This window comes from Bradyrhizobium sp. WSM1743 (assembly GCF_000473065.1).
Taxonomy (GTDB): domain Bacteria; phylum Pseudomonadota; class Alphaproteobacteria; order Rhizobiales; family Xanthobacteraceae; genus Bradyrhizobium.
In genome coordinates, this window is the sequence record NZ_AXAZ01000002.1 from 56265 (window position 1) to 72274 (window position 16010).

General features: G+C 58.6%; 10 protein-coding genes and 5 pseudogenes. 9 read left to right on the plus strand and 6 right to left on the minus strand.

Annotated features, from left to right (window positions below):
* Positions 1–772: 772 nt before the first annotated feature.
* Positions 773–2980, plus strand: a complete 2208-nt coding sequence (gene gspD, locus YU9_RS0102500; protein ID WP_036016852.1) for a type II secretion system secretin GspD — start codon at positions 773–775, stop codon at positions 2978–2980.
* Positions 2970–3602, plus strand: coding sequence for a tetratricopeptide repeat protein (locus YU9_RS40685; protein ID WP_371259098.1), 633 nt, complete (start codon positions 2970–2972; stop codon positions 3600–3602). Before gspD ends, YU9_RS40685 begins: the two co-directional genes overlap by 11 nt.
* A gap of 555 nt (positions 3603–4157) precedes the next feature.
* Here YU9_RS40685 and YU9_RS45335 read toward each other — a convergent pair.
* The 3 genes and pseudogenes from YU9_RS45335 to YU9_RS49690 all read right to left on the minus strand — a co-directional run.
* Positions 4158–4262 carry an integrase core domain-containing protein gene (locus YU9_RS45335; RefSeq protein WP_084298883.1) on the minus strand — a complete coding sequence of 35 codons (105 nt, stop codon included), beginning with the start codon at positions 4260–4262 and terminating at the stop codon, positions 4158–4160.
* Between the two features lie 77 nt (positions 4263–4339).
* A pseudogene (locus YU9_RS47330) lies at positions 4340–4979 on the minus strand (IS3 family transposase); the annotation flags it as partial.
* Between the two features lie 331 nt (positions 4980–5310).
* Positions 5311–5556 (minus strand): annotated as a pseudogene (locus YU9_RS49690) (DDE-type integrase/transposase/recombinase); the annotation flags it as partial.
* Between the two features lie 193 nt (positions 5557–5749).
* On the opposite strand from YU9_RS49690, the gene YU9_RS40705 reads away from it, so the two are divergent.
* Positions 5750–6169 (plus strand): SET domain-containing protein, encoded by a 420-nt coding sequence (locus YU9_RS40705; RefSeq protein WP_036016935.1) that lies wholly within the window; start codon positions 5750–5752, stop codon positions 6167–6169.
* On the opposite strand, the pseudogene YU9_RS49695 reads toward YU9_RS40705, so the two are convergent.
* Positions 6166–6377: pseudogene (locus tag YU9_RS49695) on the minus strand (IS256 family transposase); the annotation flags it as partial. The gene YU9_RS40705 and the pseudogene YU9_RS49695 overlap by 4 nt on opposite strands.
* Positions 6378–7181: 804 nt before the next feature.
* Here YU9_RS49695 and YU9_RS47335 point away from each other — a divergent pair.
* The 4 genes from YU9_RS47335 to YU9_RS0102535 all read left to right on the plus strand — a co-directional run bounded on the left by YU9_RS47335 (position 7182) and on the right by YU9_RS0102535 (position 11294).
* Complete coding sequence (locus YU9_RS47335) at positions 7182–7328, plus strand: hypothetical protein (protein WP_156951637.1); 147 nt, start codon at positions 7182–7184, stop codon at positions 7326–7328.
* A 72-nt stretch (positions 7329–7400) separates the two neighbouring features.
* A complete protein-coding gene (locus tag YU9_RS45340; protein ID WP_084298884.1) occupies positions 7401–7958 on the plus strand; it encodes a lasso peptide biosynthesis B2 protein in 558 nt (185 codons plus the stop codon).
* Between the two features lie 20 nt (positions 7959–7978).
* Complete coding sequence (locus tag YU9_RS0102530) at positions 7979–9610, plus strand: asparagine synthase-related protein (protein ID WP_210163509.1); 1632 nt, start codon at positions 7979–7981, stop codon at positions 9608–9610.
* Positions 9597–11294, plus strand: a complete 1698-nt coding sequence (locus YU9_RS0102535; protein ID WP_027571355.1) for an ABC transporter ATP-binding protein — start codon at positions 9597–9599, stop codon at positions 11292–11294. The genes YU9_RS0102530 and YU9_RS0102535 overlap by 14 nt, the downstream gene beginning before the upstream one ends.
* Here YU9_RS0102535 and YU9_RS45345 read toward each other — a convergent pair.
* Positions 11203–11898 carry a GntR family transcriptional regulator gene (locus YU9_RS45345; protein WP_084298885.1) on the minus strand — a complete coding sequence of 232 codons (696 nt, stop codon included), beginning with the start codon at positions 11896–11898 and terminating at the stop codon, positions 11203–11205. The genes YU9_RS0102535 and YU9_RS45345 overlap by 92 nt on opposite strands.
* Positions 11899–13183: 1285 nt before the next feature.
* On the opposite strand from YU9_RS45345, the pseudogene istA reads away from it, so the two are divergent.
* Both istA and istB read left to right on the plus strand, forming a co-directional pair.
* Positions 13184–14448: pseudogene (gene istA, locus YU9_RS50970) on the plus strand (IS21 family transposase).
* Between the two features lie 79 nt (positions 14449–14527).
* Positions 14528–15326, plus strand: a pseudogene (gene istB, locus YU9_RS45050) (IS21-like element helper ATPase IstB).
* Here istB and YU9_RS40725 read toward each other — a convergent pair.
* Entirely contained in the window at positions 15321–15581 is a 261-nt protein-coding gene (locus tag YU9_RS40725; RefSeq protein WP_051380321.1) for a hypothetical protein, read from the minus strand. The pseudogene istB and the gene YU9_RS40725 sit on opposite strands and share 6 nt — an antisense overlap.
* Positions 15582–16010 lie beyond the last annotated feature (429 nt).

Below are 16010 nucleotides of genomic sequence, written 5' to 3' on the forward strand. Positions count from 1 at the left end.
GCCGCTACCCGTCGCTAACCAGGCGATGATCCGACGCTGATGCGGCGCATCGATGAACGTTCACGAGTTGCCACGGCTACTTCTGGACGACATCTGTGGCGCTGGCACTGAGCCTTCGATCCCGGCGACCGCGGCCGGCGAGTGAGGCGCGTGGTCAAATCAGCCAAAACTTGAAACGCTATCCGCACGAGGCCGTCGTTTGGAGAGGCGTTGAGCTTTCCAACCCGCCGGTGGCGAGCGCCAACGACACGTCTTCCTATACTATGACGCTTGGCCACTCAAAGGGTACGAGATAATGACTGCGACGAACTACACCGCAAACGGGGCGCTCGCCGCAACTTTGAGCTCTTCTTGCCATTGCGCATCTTCAGGCTCGCCATCCGGCTCTTCAGTAACGTCGATGTGGGCGGAGCGACTTCAACCGCATCAAATACTGAAACGGGCAAACAGGTCATCCATTCCACCGCACTTCAAAGGCGACGTGGGCGGGCAACCGATAGCAGGATGAGTCGGCCGGACATAATCGATCGAACTCGTGCTTCGGCAAGATAAACGCGAGATCACCTCTCCTCCGGCGCAATGGCTTCAACTTCAAACGATTGGCTATCGAGATGAAGTGGCTAATCGCGGCGGATCGGCGCACCCACCTTGCCGGCTGTCGCAGTAAATCTGCCGCGGAGCTCCAAGCCACATCCATCATTAGCCTAAGTGGATCAGAAATCCAGTGAGTCTTCCAGTAAGTCGCAGCCAGTGCAGTGGGGTCGCGCGCAACATGCTGCTTATCGCGGCAATGTTTCTGTTTGCTTCATGTAGCATCGTCACGAACGGCACACCCACGACAGCACCCGCCGATTTGGAGGTGCTCGACAAAGTCCGATCGCTCGACATCCTGCCGCGCAGCGAACAGCCAATCGCGTCTTTTCAAGCATCGCCTAACTCAGACGGTGTGGCAAGCAGCACCTATTTGGGTTCAGAGATCTCCGAAGCTACGGAGGCGCGGCCGCAGCAGACCCCAAATGGTCCCGGCTATGATCTGAACTTCGAGAACATGCCTGTCGCCACTGTGGTAAAGGTGATGCTCGGGGACATTCTCGGTCTCGGCTATACCATCGATCCACGCGAGCAGGCCACAGTCAGCCTGGCGTCCGCACGACCGGTGCCCAGATCTGACATCGTTTTCGTGCTCGAAAGCGCGCTGCGACTTTCCGGCCTTGCGCTGGTACGCGATACGGGCGGATACAAAGTGACGCCCCTTGGCAACGCCACTGGAGCCGGCCACGTCGATGCTGATGCTCGTCGTTCCGAAGCCGGCTATGGAGTGTCGGTGGTACCGCTGCAATATGTTGCAGCGAAAACTATCCTCAAGCTGATGGACAGCTTTGCAACCCGCGCGGGAAGCGTACGTGCGGACCCCACGCGAAACCTGCTTCTGATTCAGGGGACCGGACCCGAGCGGCGAATCGCCGTCGAAACCGCCCTGAGCTTTGATGTCGACTGGATGAAAGGCCAATCGGTAGGCATTTATCCCATCCACAATTCCGCGCCAGAGCCTCTGATCGCAGAGCTCGAGAGTATCTTGGATTCCGGCGACAACGGGCTCAGTCATGACCTTGTGAAACTTCAAATCGTCTCCAGGTTGAACGCCATCATGGTCGTAACGCGCAAGCCGCCCTTGCTCCAGACCGTAGCGACTTGGATCCATCGGCTCGATCGGGCAGACTCGGCTCAAACCGGCGTTCGTGTCTATCGTGTCCGCTATAGTGACGCCCGGCACTTGGCTAAGGTGCTGAACCAGATGTTCGTGGGCAGCGCCTCGACATCGAACGACATCGCCGATAAGGAGGTCGCTCGCACGACTTCGGCCGCCGAACGGCTATCGGCCAATACGTCCGCGCCGTCCCCCAGCCTGTCCACCCCCACGTCGGGCGGCAACGGCGTAAGTAACCCCTTCCCATCAGGCTTGAATTCGTCGAACGGAACGGACGCCAGCAGTGGACTTGATACGCCAACCGGGGGTGGACCGCCGGTCATGCCCAACGTACGGATCACCCCTGATATCGTGAATAACTCTGTCTTGATCTATGCCAGTCGCGAAAACTATCGCATCATCAGTTCCACCTTGAAGCAGCTCGATCAACCCGTGCTGCAGGTCGGCATCGAGGCGACGATCGCGGAGGTAAAGCTCACCAACGAGCTGAGTTACGGTGTCCAGAGCTATCTGACTAGCAAGCAGCTTGGATTGAAGGCCGACCAGGGTTCTATCCTTACGTCGACCTCGACCAGCGGGGCAGTGAGTAAGGCAGCGAACGCGTTGCTAAATCGCGTTCCGGGCTTCAACTTCCTGATCGGATCGGAGTCACAGCCGGCGATTATCCTCGATGCGCTGCACGGGGTGACCAGCGTCAATGTGTTGTCCAATCCGTCGCTCGTTGTCACCAACAACCAGCCCGCAACCCTTCAGGTCGGCGATGTCGTTCCGGTCCAGACTAGCAAAACGAGTTATCTGTCGCAAAACGGCGCTGTGGTTAGTACTATCGACTACCGCAACACGGGCATTATTCTTCGCGTTGTGCCGCGTATCACCACAAGTGGGCACGTCAGTCTCGAGATCGAACAAGAGATCAGCCACGTATCCTCGGCCGGTTCAACCGAGCTTACGCCGACCGTGTCCCAGCGCAGGGTGAAGAGCGCGGTTTCTGTGGCAAACGGCCAAACCGTGGTCCTGGCCGGACTGATCAGTGAAGGCCACGATGGGAAGCGCAGCGGCATTCCGCTACTTGACGAGATTCCCGGCCTTGGCGATGTGTTTTCACACCAGAGAAAAAAGGGGGAGCGGACGGAGTTGATCATCTTCATTCGACCCCAGATCATCCAGACCGGCAGCGATGCGCATCAGCTGGCAGAGGAGCTACGTTCGAAGCTTCGCGGTGCAGTCGGCGCGAGCATTACAGATGACTTGCGTGTCCGCAATGTCCGCTGATCATTGCCATATCCCGCTGTTGGCTCGACGCGACATCATCTGGTTCGTGCTGGCGAAAATGATGGCTCTGCTTGTCGCGTTGGCGCCAGCACGCGCAGACGCCATTGCATCGGCAAGGAGTGCTTATGCAAATGGGGACTATCAGAAAGCAGTCCGCCAGCTCACCCCACTTGCTTTACGCGGCAACGCGCAAGCACAGGCGATGCTTGGTTTCATGGACGAAAACGGATTCGGCGCACCAAAAGCCTACGATGCTGCAGTCGGCCTATATATTCAGGCCGCAAATGCCGGAATTCCATTTGCGCAGGCGATGCTCGGACTGTTGTATGACAAAGGTCATGGCGTTCCGCAGGATGTCGTTCTCGCCTACAAATGGATGAATATTGCGGCAGCTCAGGCCCGCAGCGCTCAAAGGGATTATTTTCTCCGATTGCGCAACGCGATTGCTTCCAAAATGTCGACGAATCAGATCGCGCAAGGTCAGGCATGCGCGCGGGCGTGGACACCAGGTCCATGGTCAGGCCGGACGCGCAGCTCCCCCTTGCAGTTCTCGAAGGACCAAGCGGCGCACGGGGCTATTCGATCAAGAGGCGCTCGCGGTGGTACAGCCGGGAAGCCCTAGCTGAACCCATAGCAAAGGCGTCGCGCCTTCCAGCCGTAAGGTCTTCTGCGGCGGGTGGGGGGTGATTGCCGGTTTCGTGCGGATGCGGTGCCACGGTCCCAGCCAATGCTACCAATCACAGGTCAGAAAGCGTCATTCATGGCGCATCGTTCCAAACGCTGGTGCCGGCCCTGAGACGGCCTCGAAAAGCTCGAGCCGAGTCGTCGGAATCATGGAATTGCTCCGGGAAGCATTGCTGGAGCAGAGACGCCAGCGGGTGATGCAGCGGGAGAGGAAGTCACGGCCGTTATCCGTGATGCCAAGTAAACGACCTCAATGGCGACAGATCGGTCACGCGTCGCCGCATCGTTTTTGGATACGCCGCGAAATTGTCCCGCACTTGCCACTCAACTTTCATCCAGCAGCGGTTAGAGTCTCAGAGTTTTTTGCAGCGAGGCCGAACCTTGAACCATCCAGAACTAGAGTTTTTCGCCGTGTTGTAGCGAGACCGAATTCTGGACCACCCAAAACTAGATTTTTGCGCCTCTGTCACGTTGGCAGGCTGGTCGCGCCGACCTAGGTTTGCAGCAAAATCGGCGGTCGATTGCCGATCGCCCCGTGGGGCCGCTCTTCATTGTAGTATCTGCGCCGAGTCTCCACTTTTTTGCTGGGCGTCCGCAAGGGACTGAAATGGACCCGCGAAGCGGGACCGCTTGAACCGTTTTGTTAGTTGGAAACTGACCGCTCCTGATCCCTTTCTATCCCGCTGCTAGAGACTCTGTCTGCTGCAGTTGCTGTGGGCATGTGGTCAACGCGTCAGCGTTGCCCACCATGTCCACAGCCTTCGCGGCCTGCATCCGTTCGCGCCAGACCGCCATCGGCGTGCGATAGCCGTGCGCCTGATGAAGGCGACGATCGTTGTAGAAGGCGATCCAGCTCGCGACCCCTGCCTTGGCCTCGCGGCCGTCGGCATAGCCCTTGAGATAGATGTCCTCATGCTTGAGCGACCGCCACAGCCGCTCGATGAAGACGTTGTCCATCCAACGACCGCGGCCACCCATGGAGATCTTGATCCTTGCGCCCGCCAACACGCCGGTGAAGGCCGCACTGCTGAATTGGCTGTCCTGGTCGGTGTTGAAGATCTCCGGCGTGCCATACTTCGCCAGCGCCTGGTCCAGAGCCGCCACGCAGAACGAGACGTCCATCGTGTTCGACAACCGCCACGCCAGAACCGCACGGCTCGCCCAGTCGATGATGGGGACGAGATAAAGAAAGCCGCGGCCGATGGGCAGATACGTGATCTCGGCCGCCCACACCTGGTTCGGCCGGTCGATCGTCATGTTGCAACAGATAGGGATAGATCTTGTGGCCCGGCGCCGGCCTCGTCGTGTTCGGCCTTGTCCGGACCTCCGCGCTAAAAAACTCGCGCTCGACTGTCAGTTGTCCAATCTTGGCGTGCAGCTTCTCGATCTCGCGTTCGCGAGCCTCCTCACTCTCCCGCCCGACACCCGCGTCAAAGGCCACGCCGCCTGTTCCAGCAGTTGCTTCTTCCAGGCATAGATCTGGTTCCAAATCGGCCACGCCTGCTCCCGCACGGCTTCCAGTGCGATCTTTGCCTTTCAGTGCCGCGTCGATATTGTGTCTCGTCCTCGTCATCATGCGCTCCGTCTATCAAACGGAGCAGCCCTTTCCAACTAAGCACGTGGTCCCTAAATCGGGGTCCATTTCAGGACAGGAACCAGTGAGCGTTGAGGCATTCAGCCCGGAAGCAGCCGATGAACGCGTTGTCGGTCGGTTTGCCGCGCCGCGAGACGTCCAGCGTGACGCCGCGCTCATACGCCCACCGGTCAAGTTCGCGCGACACGAACTCACTGCCGTGATCGACGCGGAACGTTACCGGGAATCCCACTTTCTTCCAGGCTCTTTCCAGCACCTCCACGACATCGGTGCCGCGGAAGGCAAACCGTGGCGCCAGTCCTGCAGCATCTCCTCGTGGAGCGACAGCCGAGATCCTGATCCGTAGCAGCCGCTGCCGAAACGAACGCAGAGATCGAAGAGAAATCGAGATTGTGACGGAGACCGATTAAACACCCTACCAGCTTTTGCAGGAGATCGCATGGCCCAGGTTAGTTAGCTTGCTGGTGTTAGTGACTTTGGGAGATATTTCAGTGTTGATTGTTGAAACTATTTTGAAGCCAGACCAGTTTGGCGGTATTGGACTTTTCTCTGCTACTCTTTTGCCTAAAGGTGCATTGATTTGGATTCATAATCCAATCGTTGACATTGCCGTGACACCTGAACAGTACGCAACTTTACCTCGAACATTTCAAGCTTTACTGGACAAGCATGCCTATCCAAGAGACCTCGACGTTGATGATGGTGTTCTAGAGTACAATGCTGACAACGCCCGTTTCATGAATCACAGCAGTCAGCCAAACACATACCAAGACGATCATTGCCGAATTTTCACAGCCCGTGAGATACAACCGGGCGAAGAACTGACTTGCGATTACTTGTCGTTCGATCCAAGGTGCGACTTATCGTGGGTTAAAGAGCTATCGCCGAATGTTGGCGCCCCAAGAGGCTAGGCGGCAGCGGATTGAGTCTGCGGTCTGGCGACTTCTATTCCGTCGGCGAATTTACATGGGGAGAGTTTCGGCAACTTTTTGTGCCCATTGACACGAGGCCAGCTTTTCTCGGCGACCTCCCGAGCTTGAAGATCATAGCGAGCGCCATCTTGTTCGACAGACATTCCTTGGCGCGCATTGTGTGGTGGCGCACGGTCGCGAACGCGCTCACGTTGACATGGACGGGTTTGAAACAACCACAACTGCGCGATCCCACGCGCGTCGTTCCAGTCGGTCGTCACCGGCATAGCTGAAAGCACTGCCTTGCCTGGCGGGCAAACTAACGGCCGGAAGCCCCGGTCCCGATTAATTCGCGTCAGCCATTCTGAAGTCGGTCCTGCTTCCAGGCCCACCCGCTCAACTTGACTGGTCCAAGGCTCAAGGTGCCCACAATCGAAGGCACAGAACAACCTTCCCGGTCCCGTCGACCTCGCATATCGCAAGCAATTAAGGGAAACATCCCGGCCGACGTAGATCATGGCTTTCCTCCTTCCAATGAACGGGTTCATGATCGCCAGGCAAAAGGGGCTACTCGGCACATAGGCCAGGCGATCAGGACCGAATACACCATCTGTTTTGAACAGCGGTTGCGCTTCATGTTCTGGTCATTGTTGTAGGCCCCAGCGAACTTCAACCTGGATTGAGCCTTAGGGTGCGGGAGACCTGGGGTAAACGCCAGTTGGAATTTGTAAAACGCGACTGTTGATGAAACCTGGCGATGAAACCTTCCTCTCGGACTAATCCTGGAAGGCTCGGCGTACGTATGATCATAGGTGATCGAATCATCGTCCCTTCAGCCGCTGGCGGCAAAAGCGCCACCTAATTGCCTCGTCGCCCAACTCCCGCATTCTCCGTAACCTCAAACTATTTTTCGAATCGATCGACATCATACTCAAAAAATAAAAGCCCTATTTTACATCCCGATGCTAGCGTCCGCGCGCTGGCGATATGCCGGTCAGTATGGAGAAAGTGGATGAATACGACCGCTATCAATGAAACCGCTATCAATGACACGGTGCAGGACCTCGGGGACGCCACCGAGCTCACAAAAGGCTTTGGGGGCTCGTGGCGCGCAGAACACACGACCGGCGATTATTATTACGTGGATGAGTCCGATTGACGCGGACCGTCTTGATGGGATGGGCTTCGGCCCATCCCATCAGTTAGAGGCGGTGGGCAAGGGATCGCTGCTGTGAGCGACATATTTCATGCGTGGTCTAACGGGCGTTGGATCAGCCTCGACCTGCAATCCAATCGTTACAGCATGGCGAGCACATCTGCAGCTTGTCCGGAGGAGCGTGAACGGCTAACCGAGACGACGGCAAAGTTGCGCGATTGCCTGAGTTCACCGCCAGCCTTTCTCCCACCCCTCCATCTGGTGTGGCACTATGCGCGTGCGGCTCATGCTGCTCGTTTCATTCGCAGCCAGATCATCGCTCGTCAACTCGACTTTTTACGTGCCTCGCGTCGGGGTACGGCACCGGTGTCCATGGGAGTCGAAAGAATCCATTACTACGCCGGCGTATTCCAACATCTGCGCAATCTTCGGTTCCGCCGCCCGCGCTGTCTTGAGGATTCCATAGGGGGCTATCTGTTTTTCTATCCCTACATCCCATCGCTCGAGCTCCTCGTGGGTGTGAAGCAGCCACCTTTCAGAGCCCACGCCTGGCTGCAATCTGGCGATCTCATTTTGAACGACGCGAAGCGTGCTGTGGAGGACTACAGCGTCATCTTGAGATTCGAGAAATGAGACTCAATGTAGACGGGCTCTTGAATTCAGCGAAGGAGCTTGTCACCATCATTGTAAACGGCCGCGTGGAAATCACGGTGCTCAACGATATTGTTGACGCCGACACCGGCATGCCGACTGAATTGGAACCAAGACACTTCAAAGGCATGTCTCTGCCGGAGATTGTCGCCTTGTTGCAGGATCGGTACGCTGGCGATGCAGCTTTCATTGTTCGCACGCCGAGTTGCATGGCGATCGTACGCCCCCCTTTCTCGGAGATCTCCATCTTCTACCAGGTCAGAAATGATGAGATTGAGTGCTGGGCAGGACTGAAGCTGCCAGATGCCGCCTTGGGGCAACGCCACGCCTTCAACTTTGGCTATTTGACTGGCCTGATATGCAACGCGTCCTGGTTGACCCCGGAAACAGGGTTGTGTGGGATTTTTGAGCTACTGAGCGGCGCGGCGCTCATCGTCTCAAGGGGGACTTTTCGGCAAGTCGATTTTCTGGCTGGCGCCGTAGCCAGGCTCAACACCTCGACGGTCTCTTTCAAGGATGACGTGGCCAGTTTTCGCCAATTGATCTCAGCGAGCGTCGCTCACAAAACGCGCCGCTATGGCGGTGCTTTCAGTATTGAATGTTCCGGGGGCCTTGATTCGTCGGTAGTGGCGCTGGCTGCGGCCGACCTCCACCGAGGCAGGCCCCTTTCCCTCCTGAACAGCTACTCAGAGACGGACGTCAATGGTGACGAACGCTTCTTTTTTGCCGCGCTAGCCGAGCAGGTGGGCGGCGCGCCAACCTATGTCGAAACGAATGCTCGCTCGTCGATGACCCACCTATCGTCAGAATTGCTGGCTCCAACGCCGCGACCTTGTAAGCTAGCGGCCACGATCCCCACAACGGCTCAACTTCACGAGGCTGCGCAGGCCGCAGGATCGCGCCTGGTGCTCACAGGAGATGGAGGCGATCAACTATTTCTCAGAATGCGCCGCTTGACGATGGCCAGAGAGCTGCTTGCCGAATCCCGATCGCCACAAGAGGCATTGCGCGAGCTCGCCGGCCTTGCGATTCAGGCTCGAGCGTCTGTCTGGCGTGTTCTTCGCGAGGTGATCACCGGTCGGAGCGGCCGGGACTTACGCCGGCATATGCTCGGTGATCATCGGCCACAGTCGCTTGTCGCGTCAGTGCGGCCGGATTTCGGTGCAGAGCTCGTACCAGGCGCCAGGTCCCTACGCCACCTGCCGACGACGCGACTGTTTCAGTTCTTCGGCATGCGTCATGCGGAGCTCAATCGCATCGCGCTACGAGACATTGCGGTAGAAGAGCGAAAGGCTTTTGTGTTCTGGCCGCTCATCAAGGCAGGTCTCGTCACGGCTCGCCGACATCATCACTCAAATGGAATTGATCGTGCACTTGAGCGCGAGGCCTTCCGGGAACACTTGCCCGACGTGATCTACTATCGGGTTGGCAAAGGTGCCGGGCGCGACATGCTAATGCGGTACGAGTATGGTGCCTTGGTGTCACGTGTCGAGCGTAGTGCATTGTATCGGCAAGGCTTGATCTCCCGCGATCTCCTCCGTTCAGCTATCGACAATTTGTCTTACGACTCAGCGTTTGCACTCGTTCGTCTCTGCGCTGTTGCCGATTGGATGGACCTTCATGAACTGGGGTAAGCCGCTCTTGCCCTCGCTCCAATGGGACATCATCAAGACGAGCCTGCAATCTTCCCGCCTTCTTGTCGCGGGCTTCTTGCTCACGACCATTGCAGCGTCTGCCAGCGCGGTCGCCGGGCCGCTCCTGCTCTCACGCGCCGTCGCCCGGCTGGCCAGCGCGCCGCCGCTTCTTACGCTCAGTTTGTTGTTGCTGTTTGCCGTTACGACCGCGCTTGCTCGGTGCTTGCAGGAGGTCAAGGCGGTTCTGTCGAACAGGCTGGAACAGGACGTTCGTAATCGCTCCAGCAAGAAGATCATGGACGCTCTGGTGAGTGCCGAGGGATCGCTGTTTGCTCAAAACAATCCGAGCAAGATTTCGGTAATGGTAGAGAGTTGGCACCAGTCCAATAAGATCTACATCCAGCTCTATTTGATGGTGCTGATGGGCGGGGTCGCCGATGTTGCGTTCTCGTTCCTTGCCGTCGGTGGAGCAGCAAATTGGTTTGTGGCGCTGTTCGTTCTAGCCTACGGCGTCGTCCTTGTGTTGATAACGTGGAAGAGCAATAGAGTTACAAAGGTGTATCAGGCTGAGGCGCAGGCCTCAAGTAACGAGGGCTCGAATGTTTTAGGAAATGCAATCGAAAACATCATTTCGATCAGGGTGTTCCGCGCTCAACCCTGGATAGCTGAGTTGTATGCCCGCCGGGCCGCCGCCACGCGCCGAGCTTGGCTCTCGTTCTATGGCGCCCGGTTGCGCTATGGCGCTTTGCAAGCGACCCTCTTGTTCGTTCAGTATGCCTCGATCTTGGGGCTTTCGCTGTGGCTCTATGACCGGTCAGGCGAGATAGGTGGGCTCGTCATGGTGAGCATGATCCTGGTTCAACTGAACCGGCCCTTCGAGCTTATCGGCATGTCAATTCGGGACATCATCGTTGCGCGTGGCCTGGCCCGGCCGCTGCAGGCGCTGCTTGATGCCCATGCCCCAGCGGCACGACCCGCTATGCTCAAGCGTACTATGCCGATATCGGGCTCACTCACCATTTCCATCAGCGCGCTTTCGTTTGGTTATGAGCGAGCCGCCTCGCCGCTTCTCTCCGGGATAACGGGCGAGTTCAAGCCCGGCGTTATCAACTTCATCATCGGACGGTCGGGCGCTGGCAAATCGACGCTTATGCAACTCCTACTAAAAATGCATCGAGGCTACAGCGGCCTGGTACGCGTTGGCTCTCTGGACCTGGCCACGATCGATCCGGAAGATTACTTGGCGCACGTAGGTTACGTGCCCCAAGAGCCTATGATGATGAATCTGAGTATCCGCGAAAACGTTCTGCTGGGCCGCCCGTTTTCCGATGCGGACGTGTTCCACGCCCTAGAATGCGTCCATCTGGCTGATAAGGTGACCTCCTTGCGGGGCGGTTTGGACTACCGCGTCGGCGAGCGGGGCCAATTGCTAAGCGGCGGCGAGAGGCAGCGCCTTGCGATCGCCCGTGCACTCATCGCAAAGCCTCGGCTGTTGCTCCTCGACGAGGCCAGTTCCGGGTTGGACGAGCAGACCGAGCGCGGAATCTTCGCCGAACTTCGGCAACTCGCGTCAGACACGACGATCATAGCAATCACGCACCGTCGGGGCGTGATAAGTCCACATGACTACGTGCTCGATTTGTCGTGGTCGGCATCCGCGAGAGCCTCGCCTGTGCTCGCATAACTTCGGTGACCCGGCGTCTGAAAAAGTCCTGGATGGCACGGGCTGCGCCTTTGTGCTGCCCTTCGACCATCAACGCACTAATACTTTGGCTTTCGACAAGCAAATCGCTGTAGTACGTACGTGTTCCCATTGCGCGCGAAAGGTAGACATAAACGACGTCCGCGACGTGATCCGCAATGTGGCGATGCTGTTTGACTAGCAACGCGCGCCGATAGCACTCGCCTACTTTCAAGAAGAGTTTGGCGGGATCCTCATTGCTTGCGTAAATGGGCTTAATTTCGCCGCAGAAGCTTGCCGCCACTTCATCAATCAGCTTCGCCTTGGTGAAATCGCTGATGCTATCGACATACATTTGCGACAGCATATTGCAGAACAGGATGGCTTGATGTGGGTCGATCGGCCTGGCGTTGAACCCCTTGTGGTCGACATTTTGCACCACATCGCGCTCAGTCAGCCGTATCAAAGCCTCTCGTACGGGCGAAACTCCGACGCGAAGCTCATCGGCAATGTCGGCAGGCTTCAAGGCTGTGCCGGGTAGCCAATGGCCCAGTAATAGACGCTCGCGCAAGGCCTGGAATACTGGATGCTGTGTCTCAAAAGCCATGATTATTCGCCCGTTCAAGCGTCCTGACTGAGGCGGCCAAGGGAGCCTCACCTCTTGGCATAGCTCATGCCGCCCCGGACGCCATGCGCGGTCCGGTCCGCGGCGAAATCGCTGCTAGGATAGGCCGCCATGGCAGGCCGTCCGCTCAGGGCCACGAACCTCTGCTGCCGAGTACGAGGTGGGTATGTCCAAATCGGAATTGGGCGGTCGGAACGGGTAGAGGCGATGATCGAGCGGCATTTCTGCCATTGTGCAACTCGCCCAAGAAGCCGCGTCGCTGCCACTGGTGCCGACGTCGGCGCCAACATGTTGGTTTCGCTGTTCACGATGTTGCGTCCGCACTCGCGCTCCTCCTTGATCATGATTAGCGAGTCGGGCGCGATCGAGAGATTGAGTTCCGCCGTTCCTCATGGTCCTGCTTCCGTTATCAAAATGGAACGTCATCCGCACCACCCGATCCGCTGGTCGAAAATCGTGACTCCAATTCAGTTCCTCGCTCGCCGAAGATGCTGAAGATATTCCAAATGGTTGCTCGGCAATGTGCGGACTAACTCGGCTAACCTTGGTGTGGTCGGGGGCCCTCCCCAGCCATCTGAGATACAACTTGACGCTACGTGCGATTCAAGGGATCTGAGGCCGGCAAACTGGACCATTTTCGGCTAGAGTTTTCGCCGCCGAATCCTCAGCTGGGAGGAGCGACAGACGATGAAGGCCTCAAAATTTTCCGACACCCCGAAGGCGTTGATTCTCAAGCGGGGAAACGAACCTGCCAATACCCTCGGCTGCATCAAGATGCGGGCGACCTGACCTGGCACGCAGAGACACAGAAAAGCTATGGCCGAGCAATCGACAAATCTGCCGAAGGTGCCGCCAGTTCAGATGGATTGCGAGACGGAGGAACTGGCAAACAAAATCGCGGAACGCGCGAGAGAGGCACGCCATCAAGCTGCACCCTTACCAGAAGGTCCAGTTCGCGACCCACTACTTGAAAAAATTAAGCAGTGCAACACAGATTCCCGTACGACGGTTGCGCAGCGCTGAGGAAGACGCGACCAGCGGGCTCTTGAAGGCGCCTCTGGATATCGCTTCCCGGCCAGGCCCAGGCCGCCGTAGCCTTCCCTTTCCTTTACAGAGCAATTTCAACGAACCGCTAAGTCCGGGCAAGTGCCGCCCTCTTGGTCTGCTTTCCGTCAGGCTTCACGCACGCGTGTCGCGTGCCACGGAAAACTGCCCCCTCGGCGTCACGAGGAATTGCCCCCTCCTCCGTTAGCTGAGGAGAGAGTGAATGAAGCAGGAACGAATCACTGAAGGGTCGCCGTGGAGTGATCCACGGGGGCAGGTGATGAAGACGCCGGATGACGTGGCGGAGATGTTGCGCCTGAGGGCGTGCGGGTGGGGTGTGAAGCGGATTGCGCGGCAGCTGGGCTGCAGCCATCACACGGTGACGGACTACGTGGCGGCGGGCAGGGTGAAGCCGTTCAAGTCGCCTGAGCGGCCGAAGCGCCTCGACGGCCTTGAGGGTTGGCTGCGCGAGAGGCTCATTCGGCATCGCGGCAATGCCGACGTGGTGCGCCAGGACCTGTTGGCCGAGAAAGGCGTGACCGTCAGCCGGCGGGCGCTGCAACGCGCCGTGCAGCCCTATCGCCAAGCGCTGAACGCGGATGCGCTGGCGACGACGCGGTTTGAGATGCCGCCGGGCCGGCAGTTGCAGATCGACTTCGGGGAGCGCCTGGTCGAGATCGGAGGGGCGAAAGTCAAGGCATTCGTGTTCGTGGCAACGCTTGGACACTCGCGACGGCTCCATGTGCGTGCGGGCCGAGAGGCAGGAGCATTGGTTCGCCGGGCTCGAGAGCACATTCACGACCTTCAGCGGTGTGCCGGAGGAAGTGCTGATGGACAATCCTCGGGCGCTTGTCGTGCGCCACGACGCGGTGAGCCGGTCGGTTCAGTGTAACGACAAGCTGATAGCCTTCGCAAAGCATTGGGGCTTCTGTCCTCGCGCTTGCGCGCCATATCGGGCGCGCACGAAGGGCAAGACGGAGAACGGCGTCCTCTACGTGAAGAAGCGATCGCCGGTCATTCCTTCCCAAGCTGGGAAGCATTCGAGGCGCATCTCGACAGGTGGGAGCGTGAGGTTGCGAACGTTTGTATCCACGGCACGACCGGCGAGGCGCCGATCATCCGCTTCGCGCGTGACGAGATACATCGGTTGAAGCCGCTCGGCGGGCAACCGTCGTTCGGATCCTTTGAACTGACCCGTGTCGTCGGCAATGATTGCGCCGGCGAGATCGACACGAACAGCTACTCGGTGCCGTGGCGCCTTATCGGCGAGCGCGTGGCGGTGACGATCGCGGCCGGCGAACTGCGGATCCGCCATGGGTTGCACCAGGTTGCGGTCCACAAGCAATCGGAGGGGGCCGGCTGCGGATCGTCGACTCCGCTCATCTGGATGGTGTTGCTGGCTGCAACGGCGCGGTCCGCCGAGCGGAGATCGCGGCGGTGCTGCCGCCGTCTCCACCGCCGTCGTTGTTACGCCCTCTTGCCGAATAAGTAGCTGTGGTCGGAGGACCTTCTGATCGCGCGGGCAAAGAAGAAGATAGTGGAAGCAACGGCCGATCCGCTCGATGCCATGCTGGCGCGATCGCAGCTCTCCGGCATCCGCGATCAGCTCGACAGCCTGCTCGACGAGGCGGCGCGCGCGAACCTGTCGGTGCGTGAGACGCTGATCCTGCTGTGCGAGCGCGAGATCGCCCGCAAGGATCATCGCCGCATCGAGATGGCGCTGAAGCTCGCACACTTCCCTGCCGTGAAGGAGCTGGCGGGCTTCGACTTCGAGGCGCAGCCGTCGATTGATCCAAAGCAGATCCGCGACCTGGCCGCGTCACGTTGGATCGCCAACGGCGAGAACGTGCTGCTGCTCGGACCGCCGGGACGTCGGTAAGACGCATCTGTCGATCGCGCTCGGGCGCGAGGCGATCCTGGCCGGGTACACGGTGCAGTTCACCACCGCGACGACGCTGGTCGCGGGCCTTGCCAAGGCGCATGGCGAACGGCGTCTGGACGAGAAACTTCTCGCGCTCTCGAAGCCAAAGCTACTGATAGTCGACGAGCTCGGCTACCTGCCGCTGGAACCTGACACGGTTCTTCCAACTGGTCAGCCGGCGCTACGAAACTGGCGCCATGCTGATCACCTCGAACCGCAGTGTTGCCGAATGGGGCACCGTGTTCGCCGATCCCGTGCTCGCCACCGCGATCCTCGACCGGCTCTTGCACCACAGCCACGTGCTGACGATCCGCGGCGACAGTTACCGGCTCCGCGTCGAGCGCAAGAGCGGCCTCCAGCCGCCGCCCGCCGGTGACGGCGCTCCGGTCGGCTCCGCCTCCCTCCGGCCGTCACCGTCGGAAACAACCTTCAACCGAGATCATGACCCAGATGGTGGGGGCAGTTCTTCATGACGCAAAGGGGACAGTTCCGGATGGTGTTCGACGCACGCGGGGTCGGTCAAGCAAAAGAAGAGATCGCAGATACCATCCAACGGGTCCTCCTCGCATTCAGGATATGATGTATCGGCTACCTGTACCTTGGCTTCGACCGGTTGCGCGGCAACTTCAGCGACAAAAGTCGGTACCGCCGCCGTCGCAAGCGCGACGACACTCGCAGCTACAAACAGCAATTTTTTCATTCGAGAGTCCTTCTTGTATAGGCCCAGCCGTCCTCTAAGATCTATATGACGACCCCGCGATGGTAAAATTGATTTTCGTGATTGGTTCTATCTACGGAATGAATAAGTTTGAACATCTCCGCGGGCTTAATTGAGCCGCGAAGAACAAGCGAAGCCGTTTGTGGTCCGCCCTCTCTCCGGCTCAACGTCGTCCGCGCATTTCCCGGAGCACTCGCATACTGCGCATTGTACCCCGGACTTCGCTTGCGCGCTGGGACGCAGTGAATTGCACGGGTTCGAGAACGAAGTGCGCACCCAAGGCCCCTGCGGCACCCTCCGGACGAGATGGACAAGCGAGTTATTGATGGCCGAGAAGGACTACGGCGGCTTTGTTCGGCTGAGCTCTAGGCCAAGCCGCAAGGCTTCGACCGCCCCGAGCACGTGGTGACA

Bases quoted from the DNA above. Each gene is read 5' to 3' on its own strand.
- gspD (WP_036016852.1), top strand. From the start codon at position 773: ATGCTGCTTATCGCGGCAATGTTTCTGTTTGCTTCATGTAGCATCGTC.
- YU9_RS40685 (WP_371259098.1), top strand. From the start codon at position 2,970: ATGTCCGCTGATCATTGCCATATCCCGCTGTTGGCTCGACGCGACATC.
- YU9_RS47335 (WP_156951637.1), top strand. From the start codon at position 7,182: ATGAATACGACCGCTATCAATGAAACCGCTATCAATGACACGGTGCAG.
- YU9_RS0102535 (WP_027571355.1), top strand. From the start codon at position 9,597: ATGAACTGGGGTAAGCCGCTCTTGCCCTCGCTCCAATGGGACATCATC.
- YU9_RS45345 (WP_084298885.1), bottom strand. From the start codon at position 11,898: ATGGCTTTTGAGACACAGCATCCAGTATTCCAGGCCTTGCGCGAGCGT.
- YU9_RS40725 (WP_051380321.1), bottom strand. From the start codon at position 15,581: ATGAAAAAATTGCTGTTTGTAGCTGCGAGTGTCGTCGCGCTTGCGACG.